The organism is Massilia sp. Leaf139, assembly GCF_001424165.1.
Lineage (GTDB): Bacteria > Pseudomonadota > Gammaproteobacteria > Burkholderiales > Burkholderiaceae_D > Telluria.
In genome coordinates this window covers 1-18463 of record NZ_LMOJ01000023.1, presented here as the reverse complement: position 1 = coordinate 18463, position 18463 = coordinate 1, and the positions used below count along the sequence as shown (strand labels likewise).

The window sequence follows — 18463 nt, the reverse complement described above, 5'->3', positions numbered from 1 at the left end:
CTGCTGAATAGGCTAGCCATGCACCCCCTCCCGTACGACGGCCTGGCGCTGGGCGCCCTCGACGAACAGCTCCTTTACCCCGGCACCAAGGGCTTGCCGATCCTCGAGCCACTGCGCCAGGGCGCGATCGGCGTGCAGGGGTGGAACGTGCTGCATGCCGATACCAGTTTCCCCGTCGCCGTGCTGAAAACACCGGCCCTGCGCCATAACCTGGACTGGATGCGGCGCTTTTGCGAACGCCACCGGGTGGCGCTGGCGCCGCACGGCAAGACGACCATGAGTCCGCAGCTCTTCGGCGCCCAGCTCGCCAATGGCGCCTGGGGCATCACCCTCGCCAACGCCACGCAGGTGCAGGCGGCTTACCGCTTCGGCGTACGGCGCGTGCTGCTGGCGAACCAGCTGGTGGCGCCGAGCGACATTCGATCCATCCTCGCGCTGCTGCGCGGCGACGCCGGTTTCGAATGCGTCGTACTGGCCGATTCGCTGGCCGGCGTGGCGCGCCTGGCCGAGGCGGTCGCTTTACACCCGCTGGCGCGGCCGCTCCTGGTGCTGGTCGAGCTGGGGCTGGCGGGTAAGCGCGCCGGCTGCCGCACACCGGAGGCGGCGCTCACCGTGGCGCGCGCGATCGCCGGCGCGCCAGGACTGCTGCTGGCTGGGTTCGAAGGGTACGAGGGGCTGCTGGTGAGCGAGGATCGCGCGCACGACCTGGCGCAGGTCGACGCCTTCCTCGCCCGGCTGGTCGAACTGGTGCGCAGCGCCGACGACGAGGGTTTATTTGTCGGCGCCGAGATCCTGCTGTCGGCCGGCGGCTCCGCCTATTTCGACCTGGTCGCACGCGGCTTCGGCGCCGTCTCCGGGCTGTCGCGTCCCGTGCGCGCGCTGCTGCGCAGCGGCTGCTACCTGACGAGCGACCACGGCACCTATGAGCGCATGATCGGCGAATTGAACGCGCGCGAAGAGGAGCGCGACGGACTGCGGCCCGCCCTCGAGGTCTGGTCGATGGTGCAGTCGCGCCCGGAACCGGATCTGGCGATCCTGAGCATGGGCAAGCGCGACGCCTCCCACGACGCCGACCTGCCGCTGCCGCTGCTGTACCACCGCCCCGGCCCCGGCGCGCCGCACCCGCTGCCGCCCGGCTGCCGCATCGACAAGCTGAACGACCAGCACGCCTATCTGCGCCTGCCCGAAGGCCATCCGCTGTGCACGGAACTGGCGGTCGGCGACCTGGTCGGCTGCGGCATCTCGCACCCGTGCACCACCTTCGACAAATGGCCGCTGCTGCTCGCCGTCGACGACGACTATCACGTGCGCGGCGCCTATAACACGCTCTTCTGATGGGTGACTGGGTAGGCTACAATTCTCTCTCGAACTTCAAGAGAGCCGCCATGCCCCTCACCCCGCCGTTGCTGTTCCCGCCGATCCAACCGACCCGCCATGGCATGCTCGCCGTCGACGCGCTGCACGCGATCTACTGGGAGGAGGTGGGCAATCCGAACGGCATCCCGGTACTGTTCCTGCACGGCGGCCCGGGCGCCGGCCTCTCTCCCCAGCACCGCCGCTTTTTCGATCCACATGCCTACCGCGTGATCCTGTTCGACCAGCGCGGCGCCGGCAAGTCCACGCCGCTGGGCGAGTGGAGGAACAACACGACCGAACTGCTGATCGAGGACATCGAGCGCCTGCGCCTGATGTTCGGCATTTCACGCTGGCTGGTGTTCGGCGGCTCCTGGGGTTCGACGCTGGCGCTGGCCTATGGCCAGACTCACCCCGAGCGCTGCCTCGGCTTCGTGCTGCGCGGGATCTTCCTCTGCACGAAGGCGGAAGTCGACTGGTTCCTGCACGGCGTGCAGTGGTTTTATCCGGAGCTCTACGAGGAATTCATCGCTCCGATCCCGCTCGAGGAACGCGGCGATCTGCTCGGCGCCTATGCGCGCCGCCTGTTGTGCGACGATCCGGCCCTGTACTGGCCGGCGGCGCGCGCCTGGAGCCGCTTCGAAGGGCGCCGCGTGTTCCTGCTGCCGCAGGAAGAAGAGCAGGCCTCCGACACGCTCGATCTCGGCGTCGGCCGCCTGGAAGCGCATTACATGGCGAACGGCGCCTTCCTCGAAGAAGACCAGCTGGTGCGCGACATCGGCCGCATATCCCACCTGCCGGCCGTCATCGTGCAAGGCCGCTACGACGTGATCTGCCCGCCGCTGTCGGCGCACCGCCTGCACGCGGCCTGGCCGGGCGCGAACATGCGCATGATTCCGGATGCGGGCCATGGCGCCCTCGAGATCGGCATTGCCCGTGCGCTGGTCGCCGCGACCGAACAGTTCAAGCGCCACGGCCGCTTCGATTGAGCCGGGCCCGAGGCAGTGGCCGCGAGCGCGGCTGCTACACTGACGAATGACGCACCCACCATGAACGTGTTTCCATGAATATCCAGATTAGCGACATCGGCCACATGATCCAGCTGGCGATCGCCCCCGTTTTCCTGCTGACGGGCGTGGCGACCAAGCTGACCGTGCTGACCAACCGGCTGGCGCGCATCATCGACCGCACCCGGGTGCTGGAAGACCGCCTGCAGATCGGCGCCAACGACGACTACACCGAAGAACTCGAAACCCTGTACGTGCGCTCGCACCTGATCAACTATGCGATCACCTCGAGCACGGCCTGCGGTTTCCTGGTCTGCCTGGTGATCGCGATGCTGTTCCTGGGCGACAGCGCCAACATCAAGCTCGACCAGTACATCGCCGCCTCCTTCGTGCTGGCGATGTGCGGCCTGATCTTCAGCTTCGTATTTTTCCTGCGCGAGATTTTCATTTCGTCGCGCTTCATGCGCATGCGCCACGACGCCAGCCTGGCGACCGGCGAGCGCCGCACCCAATAATTTTCTACTTCGAATCGAGTACCACATGCACGACTACCAGCGCCCACCCACCCTGCACCGCTACGGCATGCGCGACGAGCTGGAGCAGGCCTTGAAGGCCGGCCAGTTCCGGCTGCTGCCGGCCAACGGCTTCCTGACGGTCTCGTTCTCGCGCGCCTGGAGTAAATCCCTGTTCGAGGTGCTGGGGCCGGCCGACTGCTGCCTCGTCATCCACAACAGCGAGGAATTCGGCGAACGCCTGCACCGCGCCGTGCAGCGTGCCTTGCCGAACTGGGCCGGCATCGACGGCGCCGTCGAATACGGCGGCCGCTCGCCGCTGGGCGCAGCGTTTACCAAGAGCGGCGCCCACGCGCAGGAACAGGAATGGAAGTTCGCCTGGCGCTCGCTGTCGCCGAATGCCAGCCTGAATCCGGTCACCGTGCGGATCGGCAGCATCGAACAGTTCGCGGAATTGCGCGCGCCGGAAAGCCATCTCGTTTAAAACGCGGGCGGCGTCGCCGCCGGCAGCCGATCCGCCGTCCGGGTGGAGCCGGCCACCCTACGTGCCTTCATACGTTTAGAACCCCGGCTCCACGGATTCGCGATTTAATGCCGGGATGATAAATTCCGCCTACCCCCATCTCCTCGCCCCGCTCGACCTCGGCTTCACGACCCTGAAGAACCGCGTCATCATGGGCTCGATGCACACCGGCCTCGAAGACCGTTTTTATAACTACGGCAAGCTGGCCGCCTTTTACCGCGAACGCGCGGCCGGCGGCGTCGGGTTGATCGTCACCGGCGGCATCTCTCCGAACCGCCAGGGCTGGCTGCTGCCGCTGGGCGGCACCCTGAACATGCTGGGCGACGTGCCGAACCACCGCCGCGTGACGCGCGCCGTGCACGAAGAGGGCGGCAAGATCCTGATGCAGATCCTGCACGCGGGCCGCTATGGCTATCAACCCTTCGTCGTCTCCGCCTCCGCCATTAAATCGCCGATCTCGCCATTCAAGCCGAAGGAACTGAGCGAGCGCGGCATCGAGGCCATCATCCGCGCCTATGTCCGCTGCGCCAAGCTGGCCAAGCTGGCCGGCTACGATGGCGTCGAGGTGATGGGCAGCGAGGGTTATCTGCTGAACCAGTTCCTGTGCGCGCGCGTCAACGGCCGTACCGACCGCTGGGGCGGGCCGATCGAGAACCGCATGCGCCTCGCCGTCGAAGTCGTGCGCCGCATCCGCCAGGCCGTGGGGCCGGAGTTCATCCTGATGTACCGCCATTCCGTGCTCGACCTGGTCGAAGGCGGCAATACCTGGGACGAAGTGGTGACCGTGGCGCGTGCGCTGCAGGATGCCGGCGTCACCATCCTGAATACCGGCTACGGCTGGCACGAGGCGCGCGTGCCGACCATCGTCACCTCGGTGCCGCGCGCCGCCTTTGCCAGCGTGGCCGGGCGCCTGCGGCGTGAGGTGTCGATTCCCGTGGTCGCCTCGAACCGCATCAACATGCCGCAGGATGCCGAGAACATCCTGGCGCGCGGCGACGCGGACATGGTGTCGATGGCGCGTCCCTTCCTGGCCGACGCCGCCTTCGTGCTGAAAGCGGCCAGCGGCCGCGTCGATGAGATCAACACCTGCATCGGCTGCAACCAGGCCTGCCTGGATCACACGTTTTCAAGTAAACGCGCCAGCTGCCTGGTCAATCCGCGCGCCTGCCATGAGACGGAGCTGGTCTACGCGAAGACCGATCAACCACACCGGATTGCCGTGGTCGGCGCCGGGCCGGCCGGGCTGTCGGCGGCGACCGTCGCCGCCGAGCGCGGCCACGCGGTCACGCTGTTCGAAGCCTCGGACCGGGTCGGCGGCCAGTTCAACGTCGCCATGCAGATTCCGGGCAAGGAAGAGTTCACGGAGACCGTGCGCTATTTCGCGCGCAAGCTGCAAACGACCGGTGTCGACGTGCAGCTGAACCGCCGCGTGACGCGCGCGGAACTGCTGGCGGCCGGTTTCGACGACGTCATCGTCGCCACCGGCGTGCGCATGCGCATGCCGGCCATTCCCGGCATCGAGCACCCGAAAGTGCTGTCGTACCTGCAGGTCTTGCGCGACAAGGCGCCGGTCGGCAAGCGCGTCGCCATCATCGGCGCCGGCGGCATCGGTTTCGATACGGGCGAATTCCTGCTGCACGATCCGGCGCACCCGCTGCCGCAGCCGATTCCGACCTGGACGGGCGAATGGGGCGTCGACCTGAATGCGACGGTGGAGGGGGGCCTGGTGAAACCGGTGCCGGCCCATCCTTATCGCCAGCTGTATCTGCTGCAGCGGAAAACCACGCGCCCCGGGGCGGGCCTCGGTAAAACCTCGGGCTGGGTGCACCGTGCGGCGCTGACGCGCGGCGGGGTGCAGATGCTGGCCGGCGTGCAGTACGAGCGCATCGACGACGCCGGCCTGCACATCAGCGTCGGCGGCGAAAAGCGTGTGCTCGAGGTCGACAACGTCGTGATCTGCGCCGGCCAGGAAAGCCTGGACGAACTGAGCGCGGGGGAGCCGCATGCCGCCACCGCCTTCCACAAAATCGGCGGTGCCGTGCTGGCCGCCGAGCTCGACGCCAAGCGCGCGATCCGTGAAGGCGCGCAGCTGGCGGCGCGGCTCTAGTCGCGTGCTAGTAACTGAGGCGCAGGTAGACGTTGCGGTGGTATTCGTTGAGATAACGTAGCAGGAAATACTGGAAATACAGGATCGAGAAGATTTCCAGCGTTTCCTCGGCGGTGACCATCAGCATGAAGGCGACATCGCGCACGCCATGGGTCAGCGCGACGTGGCGGCCCTCGATGGTTTCGAAACCGATGGCGGCGAACACGAAGGCGGCGCCAGCCAGGGTGAAGTGCACCATGTAGACCGGCTTCAGGCGCAGCAGGAAGGGAATGAAATACGCCGCCAGCACCAGCAGCAGCAGCGCCACCGGCACCGTCCACGCCACCGTCAGCAGCGGCACGGCTTCGAGCTGGGCGCCGGCGACGGACTTGGCCAGCTTGCTCAGGATCATACGCAGATCAGCGCACTCGTCGATCGACATGAACAGGAAGCCGCCGGCCAGGATGCGCCAGGCGTGGCCCTGGTGCTTGCCGCCCTGGGCCGCCAGGCGCGCGATCGCATACAGCAGGGCTGCCGTCAGCAGCAGGTTCAGCGACGAAAAATAGGTGGGCACGTTGCGCTCTTCATAGAAATCGAAGAGCGGCACCAGGCCGAAGGCGGTGTCGTTGCCGGCGTAGTATTTGAGCGCCATGGCGCCGGTGTGGGCCAGCAACAGCAGCAAGGCGACGGCGACCAGCTTGCGGTGAACGCCGAACAGGTCGCCCGGCGCGACGACAAGCAGGCGGGTGTCGGCGCGTAGCGCCTGATTCTCCAGCATCTCTCCCATGCCAATCTCCGGTTGTGATTATTATTGAAACTGATCTTAGCAGAAACAATATATATTATTGCAACGGAATTTCAGCAGTGCGCGGGTGGGGTTGCGGACTTGCGACAGGGGGCAATCGAGACAGGCTGCGCCAGGTGGCGCAGCCCGGGGAGGACGAGCGGAGGAGGGGACTTACTTCTTGCGCACGACGACGCAGCCGATCGAATAACCGGCGCCGAACGAGCAGATCACGCCATGCGCGCCCTGCGGCAGGTCGTCCTGGTATTTGTGGAAGGCGATGATGGAACCGGCCGACGAGGTGTTGGCATAGGTGTCGAGAATCACCGGCGCCTCGTTCGGTTCCGCGTCGCGCCCGAGCAGGGTGCGCGCGATCAGCAGGTTCATATTCAAATTCGCCTGGTGCAGCCAGTAGCGCGACACCTGCGGGATCTGCAGGCCGGCCGTCTCCACCGTTTCGCGGATCATCTCGGCGGCCATCGGGCACACTTCCTTGAACACCTTGCGGCCCTGCTGGCGGAACAGTTTATCCGCTTTACCGACACCGGCTTCGTCGAACCGGTTCATGAAGCCGAAGTTGTTGCGGATGTTGTTCGAGAATTTCGTTTTCAGCTTCGACTCGAGGATCTCGAACTGGTGTTCGCCGACGGCGGTGTCGGCCGCTTCGATGATCATCGCGGTGCAGGCGTCGCCGAAAATAAAATGGCTGTCGCGGTCGCGGAAGTTCAGGTGGCCGCTGGTGATTTCCGGATTCAAGACCAGCACGGCGCGCGCCTGGCCGGTCTGCACGGCCGCCATCGCGGTCTGGATGCCGAAGGTGGCCGAGGAACAGGCCACGTTCATGTCGAAGCCATAGCCCTCGATGCCGAGCGCTTCCTGGACTTCGACCGCCATCGCCGGGTAGGCGCGCTGCATGTTGGAGGCGGCGACCAGCACCATGTCGATGTCGGCGGCGACGCGGCCGGCGCGTTTGAGCGCATCGTTGGCGGCGGCCACGCACATCTCGGCCTGCAGCGACAGTTCGTCGTCGCCGCGCTCGGCGATGCGCGAAGTCATGCGGCTTGGGTCGAGGATGCCCTCTTTTTCCATCACGTAGCGCGACTTGATGCCGGAGGCTTTTTCAATAAAACCGCTGCTCGAGGGTTCCAGCGCGGTGACGCTGCCCTCGGCGATGGCGGCGGCATTCTCGGCATTGTGCAGCTCGACGTAGGCATTGAACGCCGTCACCAGCTCGTCGTTCGAGATGGAATACGGAGGCGTAAACAGGCCGGTGCCGCTGATGACGACAGGTTTCATGGTGGGGACTTTCAAAGGAGATAACGGGGGATTCCCGCGTGAATGAGGGCGATTCTACACAATCGGCTCACGCCTGGGAATTGTCGGGAAGGCCATCACCGGCCCAGCTGCGGCGCCTGGTGGCGCGCCAGGGTAGGGGGCACTGGCCGCTTCGACAACTGCATCGGCTCGCCTTTCAGGTGCTTGACGGCCTGCGCCAGCTGGAAATCGGTGGCGCTGCCATAGGCCAGCGGCTGGCGGTCGCGCGCCGCATCGAGCAGCGCCATCTGTTCTTCGATGTCGTCGGGACGGGTCTTCTGCTCCTGGCCGCCGTCGCCCGCGAGGTGGTGCTGCAGGTCGGCTTCGCGCAGGCGCAGCGCGTTCAGGCCGTCGTTGTCCGCATTTTCGTCGACGGCGAAATCGGGCACGATGCCGCGCGCTTGGATCGAGCGGCCGCTGGGCGTGAAATAGCGCGCCGTGGTGAGTTTCACGGCGGCGTCGCGCCCGATCGGGCGGATCGTCTGCACCGAGCCCTTGCCGAAGGTCGGGGTGCCGACGATGGCCGCGCGCTTGTGATCCTGCAGCGCGCCGGCGACGATTTCCGACGCCGAGGCCGAACCGGTATTCACCAGCACCACCAGCGGCAGCGTTTTATAGACGGCCGGGATGCCGAGCAATGGATCGCGCCCGCTCCTGAGCATGTAGTGTTCGGGCTGGCCATAAAAGCGCTGGCGCGATTCGGCCAGTTGCCCATTGGTGGAAACGATTTCCGCGCCTTCCGGCAAAAACGCGGCGGCCACGCCGATCGCCCCTTGCAGCAGGCCGCCGGGGTCGTTGCGCAGATCGAGCACGAGCCCTTTCAAATGCGGTTCCTTGCGCGCGAGCTCGGCCAGCTTACTCACCATGTCGTCGAGCGTCGGCTCCTGGAACTGGGCGATGCGCAGCCAGCCGTAGCCCGGCTCGACGATCTTCGCCTTGACGCTTTTCTGCACGATTTCCTGGCGTTCGACGGTGAGCACCAGCGGCTGCGGCGTGCTGGCGCGCGCAATGGTGAGCGTGACGCGGGTGCCGGGCGTACCGCGCATGCGCTTGACCGCTTCTTCCAGGCCCAGGCCGCGCACATCGGCGCCGTCGATGCGGGTGATCAGGTCGCCCGCCTGGATGCCGGCCCGTTCGGCTGGCGAATCCTCGATCGGCGCGACGATTTCGACATAGCCCTCGTCGCTCTCGCCGATCTCGATGCCGAGGCCCACGAACTTGCCTTCGGTTCCTTCACGCAGCTCGCGGAAGGCGGCCGGATCGAGATAGGCCGAATGCGGGTCGAGCGCGTCGACCATGCCGGAGATGGCGCTGGTGAGCAGCTTGCCGCCTTCGACCGGTTCGACGTAATCGGAGTGGATCACTTCCACCACCTTGGCCAGCTGCTGCAGCTGGTCGAGCGGCATGCTCGGCTCCACCGGTTTGTAGGCGAGCGCGGAAAACTGCATGGTGACGGCGACGCCGGCAGCGACGCCGACGACGATCAGGCCGGAATTCTTGAGAGTGGAGCCCATAGCTGTTGGTGGTGAGGCGGTGGTGACGCAGGGTGAGCCCGGCACGCATGAGATAGCGCGCCCCCAGTATAAACCCGAATCGGGCCCGGTTCGGGGTGCGCCCGCGCAAAGGGGCGCAAGGACGCACGGGCCAGTTGTAAAGGAAGTTGTGCTTCCAGTAAGTAATTGTAAGAGTGGTCACGGCGGCCGCGGCCGCGTCCTATAGTCGATTCCAGTTTTTCTCTCTCCACCGCCAAGGTGGTTTTGCCCGCGCTCCCCCGGCGCGGGCGTTTTTTTGTCCGGTTCGCCATAGCGCCCGTCAATACAGGCTTCCCGCCGAATGCGCCGGGAGCCCCGGTCTCGTCATTTTTGCCACATTCCCTCTCGACGGATGGGGCCGGATCGGGCATTCTTGCAAGATGCCCCATGCCGCGGTATCCAGGCGACGTCGTGTAACGACAGCTGTCGCCGCGCAGCGGGGTGCGTCACAACCCTGTTCGGCTTACCTATTCGGCAAACTTTTTCGGCAAACGAGGACTTCCCTTGAAACGTACCCTTCTGAGCACCCTGACCCTGTCCGTGCTGGCCACCTTCGCCCACGCCGGCGACGCCGCCAAGTCCACCGCCACGCCCGCCGCGGCGGTCGCCACGGCAAGCGCGCCCAGCACCCTGATCTCGGGCATCGACACCCAGTTCATCGACAGCTCGGTGCGCCCGCAGGATGACTTCTTCACCTACCTGAACGGCAAGTGGCTGAAAGAAACCGAGATCCCGGCCGACAAGGCCAGCTGGGGCACTTTCATGCAGCTGCGCGACGACAGCCAGGCGCACCTGCGCGAGATCATCGAAACGGCGCAGAAGGACAAGAACAAAAAGGCCGGCACCGACGTCCAGAAGATCGGCGACCTGTACGCCAGCTTCATGGACGAAGCGCGCCTGGAAACCCTGGGCACCAAGCCGCTGGCGGGCGAGCTGCAGCGCATCCGCACCCTGAAGGACAAGAAGGGCCTGCCGAACCTGATCGCCCACCTGTCGAAAATCGGTGTCGCTACTCCTTACGGCATCCGCGTCGGCCAGGATGCGCGCGCTTCCACCAAGTACGCGACCTACATCGGCCAGAGCGGCCTGGGCATGCCCGACCGCGACTACTACCTGAAGCTCGACGACAAGCGCATGCTCGACGCCCGTACCAAGTACGAGGCGCACGTGGCGCAGATCCTGACCCTGGCCGGCGAAAAGAACGCCGCCGAACAAGCCAAGGCCATCGTCGCCTTCGAGACCGAACTGGCCAAGGTGCAGTGGACCAAGGTCGAGAACCGCGACCCGGTGAAACGCTATAACAAGATGAGCGTGGCCGAACTGGGCGCGCTGACCCCGGGCTACGACTGGAACGCGGCGCTGGCCGCCGCCGGCGTCGGCAACAAGCTGGACTACATCATCGTCGCCCAGCCGAGCTACCTGAGCGGCTTCAACGAAGTGCTGGCCAAGACCGATCTCGCCACCCTGAAGTCGTACTTCGAGTGGCAGCTGCTGCGCGAATACTCGCCTTACCTGTCGAAAGCCTTCGTCGACGCCAACTTCGCCTTCTACGGCACCGCGCTGACCGGCGTCACCGAAAACCGTCCGCGCTGGAAGATCGGCGTCTCGGTCGTCGAAGGCGCGCTAGGCGAAGCCGCCGGCCGCCAGTATGTGAATAAATACTTCCCGGCCGAACGCAAGGCGCGCATGGAAGAACTGGTGAAAAACGTCACCGCCGCCTACGGCCAGAGCATCGACACCCTCGACTGGATGACCCCGGCGACCAAGAAGGAAGCGCAAGCCAAGCTGGCCAAGTTCGTGCCGAAGGTCGGCTACCCGAACAAGTGGCGCGACTATTCGAAGCTGACGATCCGCGCCGACGACCTGGTCGGCAACGTCAAGCGCGCGGCCGAATTCGGCTACAACCGCAACATCACGAAACTGGGTAAACCGATCGACCGCGAAGAGTGGGGCATGACGCCGCAGACGGTGAACGCCTATTACAGCAGCTCGATGAACGAGATCGTGTTCCCGGCCGCGATCCTGCAGCCGCCGTTCTTCGACATGCGCGCCGACGACGCCGTCAACTACGGCGCCATCGGCGCCGTGATCGGCCACGAAATCGGCCACGGCTTCGACGACAAGGGCAGCCAGTCCGATGGCGAAGGCAACCTGCGCGACTGGTGGACGAAGGAAGACCGCGCCGCCTTCCAGGCCCGCGCCGACATGCTGGTCAAACAGTACGGCAACTACAGCCCGCTGCCGGGCTACCCGGTCAACGGCGAACTGACCCTGGGCGAGAACATCGGCGACAACTCGGGTCTGGCCATTGCCTACAAGGCCTACAAGATCTCGCTGAAGGGCAAGCCGGCGCCGGTGATCGACGGCTTCACCGGCGACCAGCGCTTCTTCATGGGCTTCGGCCAGGTATGGCGCAGCAAGATGCGCGAGGCGCAGCAGATCGTGCAGGTGAAAACCGACCCGCACTCGCCGGGCCAGTTCCGCGCCAACGGCACCGTCATGAACCACCCGGCCTTCTATGAAGCCTTCGGCGTGAAGGAAGGCGACAAGATGTACCTGGCGCCGAAGGATCGCGTCACTATCTGGTAAAGTCGTCGATCGGCGCAACCGCATGCCATGCCTACCTCGCGTATGCATGGCATGCATATTTTCCGCCGTTGCATGACAAGACCGGCCCGCGCCACGAGCGCCGGGCCGGATTGACCTGGTACCTATCCCACACCAAGACAAAAAAGAGAGACATATGAAACAACATTTGCTGAGCGCATTGACGCTGGCGCTGGTCGCCAGCGTCGCCCAGGCCGAGACCGCATCCGGCGCCGCCGCGACGGCCAAGAGTACCAAGGCACCGGTGCTGGCCTCGGGCATCGCCACCGAATACATCGAACCGTCGGTGCGTCCGCAGGACGATTTCTTTGAATATCTGAACGGCAAGTGGCTGAAAAACACCGAGATCCCGGCCGACAAGGCGAGCTGGGGTTCGTTCATGCAGCTGCGCGACAACACCCTGCCGCGCCTGCGCGGCATCATCGAAAAATCGGCCGCGAGCAACCCGGCTGCCGCCACCGATGCCCAGCGCATCGGCGACTTCTACGCCAGCTTCATGGATGAAGCGCGCCTGGAACAGCTGGGCGTGACGCCGCTGAAGGCCGAACTGGACAAGATCGCCGCACTGAAGGACAAGTCGGAACTGCCGGCCATGCTGGCGCGCCTGGGTAAAATCGGCGTCGGCGTTCCCTTCGACTTCGCCATCCACCAGGACAACAAGGATTCGACCAAGTACGTCGCCGACATCATGCAGGGCGGCCTGGGCATGCCCGACCGCGACTACTACCTGAAGGCCGACGACAAGAAGCTGGCCGAGACCCGCGCCAAGTACCAGCAGCACGCCGAGAAGATGCTGGCGCTGGCCGGCGACAAGAACGCCGCCGCGAATGCGAAAGCCATCGTCGACTTCGAAACCGAGATCGCGAAAGTGCAGTGGACCAAGGTCGAGCTGCGCGATCCGGTGAAAGCCTACAACAAGGTCAACGTCGCCGAGATGGACAAGGTCGCGCCAGGCTACGACTGGAAGAGCTGGTTCGACGCCGCCGGCCTGTCGGGCAAGGCCAGCTATGTCATCGTCAGCCAGCCGACCTACCTGAAGGCCTTCGTCGACGTCTCGAACAAGACCCCGCTCGACACCTGGAAGGCCTACCTGTCGCTGCACCTGATCGAATCCTACGGCAGCTTCCTGTCGAAGAATTTCGTCGACGAGCGCTTCGATTTCTACGGCAAGACCCTGTCGGGCGTGACGCAGATGGAACCGCGCTGGAAGCGCGGCGTGGGCGCCGTCGAGCGTGCGCAGGGCGAAGCGGTCGGCAAGCTGTACGTGGCCGAATACTTCCCGGCCGAGCACAAGGCGCGCATGGAAAAGCTGGTGGCGAACCTGCTGGCGGCCTATAAACAGAGCATCGACAAGCTCGACTGGATGAGCCCGGCGACCAAGAAGGAAGCGCAAGCCAAGCTGGCCAAGTTCACCCCGAAGATCGGCTACCCGAACAAGTGGAAGGATTATTCGGCCCTCGTCGTCAAGCGTGACGACCTGGTCGGCAATGTGATGCGTTCGCGCGTGGTCGAAGCCGACCGCGAGATCAACAAGCTCGGTAAGCCGATCGACCGCGAAGAGTGGGGCATGACGCCGCAGACGATCAACGCCTACTACAACCCGGAGATGAACGAGATCGTGTTCCCGGCCGCGATCCTGCAGCCGCCGTTCTTCGACGCCAACGCGGACGACGCGGTCAACTACGGCGGCATCGGCGCCGTCATCGGCCACGAGATCAGCCACGGCTTCGACGACCAGGGCGCCCAGTACGACGGCGACGGCAACCTGCGCGATTGGTGGAGCCCGTCGGATCACAAGAACTTCAAGGCCAAGGCCGCCCAGCTGGTCAAGCAGTACAACGGCTACAGCCCGCTGCCGGGCTATAACGTCAACGGCGAACTGACCCTCGGCGAGAACATCGCCGACAACTCGGGTCTGGCGATCGCGGCGAAGGCTTATAAAATCTCGCTGAACGGGAAAAAAGCCCCGGTCATCGACGGCCTCAGCGGCGAACAGCGCCTGTACATGGGCTGGGCGCAGGTCTGGCGCGAAAAGATGCGCGAGCCGGCCCGTATCGCCCAGGTGAAAACCGACCCGCACTCGCCGGGCCAGTTCCGCGCCAACGGCACCCTGATGAACCAGCCAGGTTTCTATGAAACCTTCAAGGTCAAGCAGGGCGACAAGATGTACCTGGCGCCGAAAGACCGCGTGATCATCTGGTAAGCTGCTGGTAGTTTCAAGCGAACGACACCGCCCGGCCCCGCGCCCGGCGGTGTTTTTTTCGCCCTGGTTTTAATGAAAAAACGCGGCCATGAAAAAACCCCAGCGGCCTGGCGGCGGCTGGGGCGTCTAGGGGTGCAGCGGCAGGGCTTAGCGCGGCACGATCGCGAACTGCGGGCTCAGGCCATAGTTCGGCTTGACGGTACGGGCCATGAACTGGGCCCAGGCCTTGCTGCCGTTCGGCAGGCGGGCATCGACCGAATACGCCAGGGCCGGCTGCATGTTCGACGGATAACCGGCGATGCTCGACGAGTAGCCCGTCATTTCGCCGACCTTCAGCTTGAGGAAGGCCGCCATTTCGGCGCTGCCGCAGGCGAGCGACTGGAAGGTCGCCGTCTGGCTGGCCTTCGAGGCTTCGGCCATGGTCGTGTAGTACGGGCTGGTCTCTGAGTCACGGATGTTCATCGAGTACAGCGCGCCGTCGATCCAGCAGTTGCCCGGATCGGCCATGCGGATCACCGGTGCCTTGGCTTTCCAGGTCAGCAGCTTCTTGGCGCCGGCGAAACCGAGTTCGGCCGCGTGGCCGATCGCCGCGGTGAAGAAGTCGTCCTGCCACGGAGCGATGCCGCGCCGGTTGTTGTAGATGACCGCGCTCTTGGTGGCGATGACGCCGAAGACGTTGGCCGCCGGGTTATCGGTGTACTCGGTGTTGTACCAGTCGAGGTTGCTCGTCAGGACACGGGCGAAGTGCGACTTCAGGCGGTCGTCGTCCGGCGTGATATAGGCCGCTTGCGCCAGCGTGCGCAGGCTCCACGCCTGGCCGCGCACCTGATCCGGCTCCAGCAGGCCCAGGATGTTCTTGCGGTAGCCCGGGTTCGAGGCGAACACGTCGTACATGGCCCAGAACTGCAGCTCTTCCAGGTAGTAGTAGTCGCCGGTCACGAGGTAAGGCAGATAGGCGAAGCCTGGCTGGTGCGAGGTGTCGTGGGTATTCGGCGTGCTGCAACTGGCGCCGACCGCGCACTTTGGGAAGGCTTCGAGCTGCTTGGTGGTCGGATTGCGGGTATCGGTCGTGATGCCGAGGATGGTCATGTATGGATAGTCCATCAGGCTGACCGGACGGCCGGTGTTCTTGTCGCGGTAGTGCGTCGACCAGCTGCCCGCCAGGTCGCCGCTGCCGAGGGTGATGTCCTTGGCGCGTTTGTCCATCGACAGCAGGTAGGTGGCCGCCCAACCGGGCAGCAGGCCGATCTCGTTGCGTCCGCCGGTGCTCGGCATGTACGGGTTGGCCAGGCCGACGCCCATCGGTTCGATGGCGGCGCCCGTCCACTTCGACTTCAGTTCGGTGAACGTCGATTCCGGCACGACCACGCTCTGGTCGTAGTTCGGCAGCGCGCGGCTGGCGATCAGGTAGCCGGTGTTGTGCTTGACGTAGGCCTGGGAAGCGTCGCCGCCCCACCAGAAGGTCTTGCGCCAGCGGGTGTGGTGGTACTGGGTCATGGCCGACTTCGAGTACACGACCTCGCCGCGCACCATGACTTCGGCGTCATAGGTGAAATTCTGCGGATTGGCCTCGTAGGCCCAGGCGTTTTCGACGGTGACGTCGACACGGGCCTTCTTGATGGCGTCGTACCAGCGGATCGCGAAGCGCGCCGTCAGGTGCGGGTGGGCCACGCCGTCGGCGGTGGTCAGCGGTGCCGACACATGCCATTCGTTGGCGACGGCGCCGGCGAGCCAGGTCTGGTAGGCGCCGCCCTTCTTGATGATGTCGTCGGCCGAGGCGTTGTAGCGCACGCCGTTGATGGTGGCGTGCACGGACGAGCTGAAACCGTTGATCAGCAGCGTCTTCGGGCCCATGCCGGTGCTGTGGGGGGCGTTCGACTTCATTAGCGACAGGGTGCGCGTTTCGTTCGCGGCCATGTTTTCGACCATACCGGAAACAACGGCGTGACGCACCGAACCGTCAGGATGGGTGGCCTTGACGTCGAGCTGCAGGGAGATCGTGCTACCATTGTCGAAACGGCCGACCAGCGAGTCGCTCGGCAGCAGGTCGCCGACGGCGAATACCTGGCCGAAGGTGACCGGCAGGGCCGCCTGCGCCGTAGCGCTGGTGTTCTGGACGCGCACGTCGGTCACCATGTTGAAGACGCTATACGCGGTCGTCGTCGCCGCGGTGGTCGTGTTCGCTGGAGCGACGCTGGCCGACACGGGCGCGGCCGCCGGTGCGGCCGGGGTTGCCGCAGCCAGCGCCGCGAGGCTGGTTTCGGCCGGCACGGCCGTCGTATTCGCGACTGGCGCGCTGGCATCGGGCGCCGCCACCGGGGCTGGCGCTGCCGTCACGGGTGCGGCCGCTGGCGCCACCGGCGCCGCCGTCGAACTCGTTGCCACACTGGCCGTCGAGCTGGAACCACCGCCGCCGCCGCAGGCCACGAGCGTGGTGCCGAATGCCGCGATTGCGGCAATTCGCATTGCAAAATTTTGGAGTGGGAGAGTCATGGCAGATCTTCAGAAGTTACTTTGGGGAATAAATTATTGCCCCGTGGAATTTCTAAAGGTTACGCCAAAGCAAAACTCTCTAACAGCAAAATCAGCCCTGCTGTTCAACATTTCGTCCAAATACAACACAACATTGTCGATTCATTTACGAATATTATTCGCTTATAAATCGCAACTTGTGTATTTATATTGCCCTTTTCTCTTTCTTACGCAATAAAAAAACCGCCCAATGGGCGGTTTCCATTGCCGTTTGCTGCGTTCACTCAACGCGCAGAGGCCACCATGAAGTCGACCGCGGCCTTGACATCGGCATCCGGCGCAGTCGAGCCGCCTTTCGGCGGCATCACGCCGGCCTTGCCTTGAAAACCTTTGATCGCATGCTCGTACAGCACTGCATTGCCCTGCTTGATGCGCGGCGCCCAGTTCGCCTTGTCCGCCAGTTTCGGCGCACCGGCAATCCCGGCGCCGTGGCAGGCGATACAGGCGCTGTTATATAAAGCCTTGCCGGCGTCGGCATTGGCAACGGCGGGCGCAGCTGCTGGCGCGGCAGCCGGGGCAGGGGTGGTAGCGGCGGCAGGCGCGGCAGCCGGGGCGGCGCTGGCCGGGGTGCCGGCGACGGGCGCTGCGGTGGCGGCGTTCGCAGCGACCGGCGCAGCAGCCGTTTCGGTACCGGCGGCGGCAGCGGCAGCGGCGACCGGGGCGGCAGGCGCGGGAACGGCCGGTTCCTTGAACTTGGCGCCGCTCTGATTGGCCATGTAGACCACGGCGCGCTCGACTTCCACATTGTCCAGATCCGGATTGCCGCCCTTGGCTGGCATGGCGCGGATGCCTTCGATCGCATGTTTTACGAGCGTGTCGTAGCCCTGCGCCAGGCGCGCCGTCCAGTCGCCGGCGACGCCGGTTTTCGGTGCGCCCGCGGCGCCGCTGGCGTGGCAGGCGGCGCAGACGGCGGTGTATACGGCGCCACCGGCCTGCAACACCTTCGGCGCGTTCGCGTCACGCAGAATAAAACCTTCTTCCGCAACCGGGCGCAGGCGCTGCGCAACCGCTTCCGGGCCGAGGCTGTTGGTGCCGGCGCCTTCCAGCTTGTCGTTGGTGACGAAGGAGACCAGCAGGATGATGCCGATAACGATTACCAGGAAGAAGCCTGCGACCACCCCGATCAGCTGCTTGGGTGTCCGGATAAACGATTGTTCATTGTGTGCGTCGCTCATGATTTCCTTAATACGATTAAAAAAACCTGCTATCCGGCGTTTGTTCTTCCTGCATGACTTTTTGCAAAGGCCGCCAATCGGCGATTATAGTCTCAAAAGATGCCGCATGGCACATGCCTCGTTTGCAACTTCTACTTTCCATGGACGGGGGGCGCGAAAGAATGTATCCTTCGCATCGCTCAGGCGTTATCGCGCAGCTTTTTTCACGCGACACTTCTGACGCGCCTCCCGTGCGGCTGTAGCTCAGTGGATAGAGTATTGGCCTCCGAAGCCAAGGGTCGCTGGTTCGATCCCAGCCAGCCGCACCATTAAAATCAAAAGGTTACGTGATTTTCCAAGCGTAGGCTTCTTGAAGTTCATCACTACTATTGCTCGGTGTACCCACCGTGTACCCCGATTCAGCCAATTTAACTTCGCCTGTGTAGCGGCATGACGTTTGCGTACCCGGCCTGACCTCCCTTTAAAGGCTGGGATCGACTCTGCGAGCGGTATCAGCCGCCGTGAAGCGTGCACTTCCGCGCTTGGGGTCCGGGCACTAAAGGCAGCCCACCTTATCTCAGCACATGGTGTCTGCAGCAAAGCTTGCCACGATCAGCCAAGTTTCGGCCCGCCGCCATCTTAATGCGCGACAGTGGACGTGTACATCCGCTATCGACTGCGGACGTTCAGCTGTGTAACACAAGTCCGTCTATAGCGCCCTTGCCGGCGGGTGTGAGCCTAGAGTTTAGGTACAGGATGAATCGCCACGGCTTTTCTAGACACTCGAGAGCCGCTGAAAATACTGCTTTTCATACTCGGCCGGCGACATGTCATTGCTGAAGCTGTGCCGGCGCTT

Annotated in this window: 12 protein-coding genes and 1 tRNA gene; 8 read left to right on the top strand and 5 right to left on the bottom strand. The window is 64.5% G+C overall.

Going from position 1 to position 18463, the window contains the following annotated elements; all coding sequences use genetic code 11:
• The first annotated feature begins 18 nt into the window (after nt 1-18).
• From ASF77_RS14175 to ASF77_RS14155, 5 genes are all read left to right on the top strand, one after another.
• The gene (locus tag ASF77_RS14175; RefSeq protein ID WP_056340534.1) at nt 19-1335 is read left to right on the top strand and encodes an amino acid deaminase; all 1317 of its coding nucleotides are present in this window, start codon (nt 19-21) and stop codon (nt 1333-1335) included.
• A gap of 50 nt (nt 1336-1385) precedes the next feature.
• Nucleotides 1386-2342 carry a prolyl aminopeptidase gene (gene pip / locus ASF77_RS14170; RefSeq protein ID WP_056340532.1) on the top strand — a complete coding sequence of 319 codons (957 nt, stop codon included), beginning with the start codon at nt 1386-1388 and terminating at the stop codon, nt 2340-2342.
• Between the two features lie 74 nt (nt 2343-2416).
• A complete protein-coding gene (locus tag ASF77_RS14165) occupies nt 2417-2875 on the top strand; it encodes a DUF2721 domain-containing protein (RefSeq protein ID WP_056340528.1) in 459 nt (152 codons plus the stop codon).
• A gap of 25 nt (nt 2876-2900) precedes the next feature.
• Nucleotides 2901-3356, top strand: coding sequence for a hypothetical protein (locus ASF77_RS14160; RefSeq protein ID WP_056340525.1), 456 nt, complete (start codon nt 2901-2903; stop codon nt 3354-3356).
• 115 nt (nt 3357-3471) lie between these two features.
• The gene (locus tag ASF77_RS14155; protein ID WP_056340522.1) at nt 3472-5502 is read left to right on the top strand and encodes an NADPH-dependent 2,4-dienoyl-CoA reductase; all 2031 of its coding nucleotides are present in this window, start codon (nt 3472-3474) and stop codon (nt 5500-5502) included.
• Between the two features lie 7 nt (nt 5503-5509).
• Here ASF77_RS14155 and ASF77_RS14150 read toward each other — a convergent pair whose 3' ends face one another.
• The 3 genes from ASF77_RS14150 to ASF77_RS14140 form a co-directional block, all read right to left on the bottom strand.
• The gene (locus tag ASF77_RS14150; protein ID WP_056340519.1) at nt 5510-6268 is read right to left on the bottom strand and encodes a hypothetical protein; all 759 of its coding nucleotides are present in this window, start codon (nt 6266-6268) and stop codon (nt 5510-5512) included.
• Between the two features lie 171 nt (nt 6269-6439).
• Nucleotides 6440-7561 carry a beta-ketoacyl-ACP synthase III gene (locus ASF77_RS14145; RefSeq protein ID WP_056340515.1) on the bottom strand — a complete coding sequence of 374 codons (1122 nt, stop codon included), beginning with the start codon at nt 7559-7561 and terminating at the stop codon, nt 6440-6442.
• Between the two features lie 95 nt (nt 7562-7656).
• Nucleotides 7657-9093 (bottom strand): S41 family peptidase, encoded by a 1437-nt coding sequence (locus ASF77_RS14140; RefSeq protein WP_056340513.1) that lies wholly within the window; start codon nt 9091-9093, stop codon nt 7657-7659.
• A gap of 522 nt (nt 9094-9615) precedes the next feature.
• Between ASF77_RS14140 and ASF77_RS14135 the strand changes: the two genes are divergently transcribed.
• Both ASF77_RS14135 and ASF77_RS14130 read left to right on the top strand, forming a co-directional pair.
• Nucleotides 9616-11700 carry a M13 family metallopeptidase gene (locus tag ASF77_RS14135; protein WP_056340510.1) on the top strand — a complete coding sequence of 695 codons (2085 nt, stop codon included), beginning with the start codon at nt 9616-9618 and terminating at the stop codon, nt 11698-11700.
• Between the two features lie 154 nt (nt 11701-11854).
• Entirely contained in the window at nt 11855-13921 is a 2067-nt protein-coding gene (locus tag ASF77_RS14130) for a M13 family metallopeptidase (protein ID WP_056340508.1), read from the top strand.
• Nucleotides 13922-14068: 147 nt separating this feature from the next.
• On the opposite strand, the gene ASF77_RS14125 is transcribed toward ASF77_RS14130, so the two are convergent.
• Together ASF77_RS14125 and ASF77_RS14120 are read right to left on the bottom strand one after the other, a co-directional pair.
• Nucleotides 14069-16387 (bottom strand): hypothetical protein, encoded by a 2319-nt coding sequence (locus tag ASF77_RS14125; protein ID WP_229445449.1) that lies wholly within the window; start codon nt 16385-16387, stop codon nt 14069-14071.
• A gap of 290 nt (nt 16388-16677) precedes the next feature.
• Nucleotides 16678-17628, bottom strand: coding sequence for a cytochrome c5 family protein (locus tag ASF77_RS14120; protein WP_056340503.1), 951 nt, complete (start codon nt 17626-17628; stop codon nt 16678-16680).
• Between the two features lie 232 nt (nt 17629-17860).
• Between ASF77_RS14120 and ASF77_RS14115 the strand changes: the two genes are divergently transcribed.
• Nucleotides 17861-17936 (top strand) — tRNA-Arg (locus ASF77_RS14115).
• Nucleotides 17937-18463 lie beyond the last annotated feature (527 nt).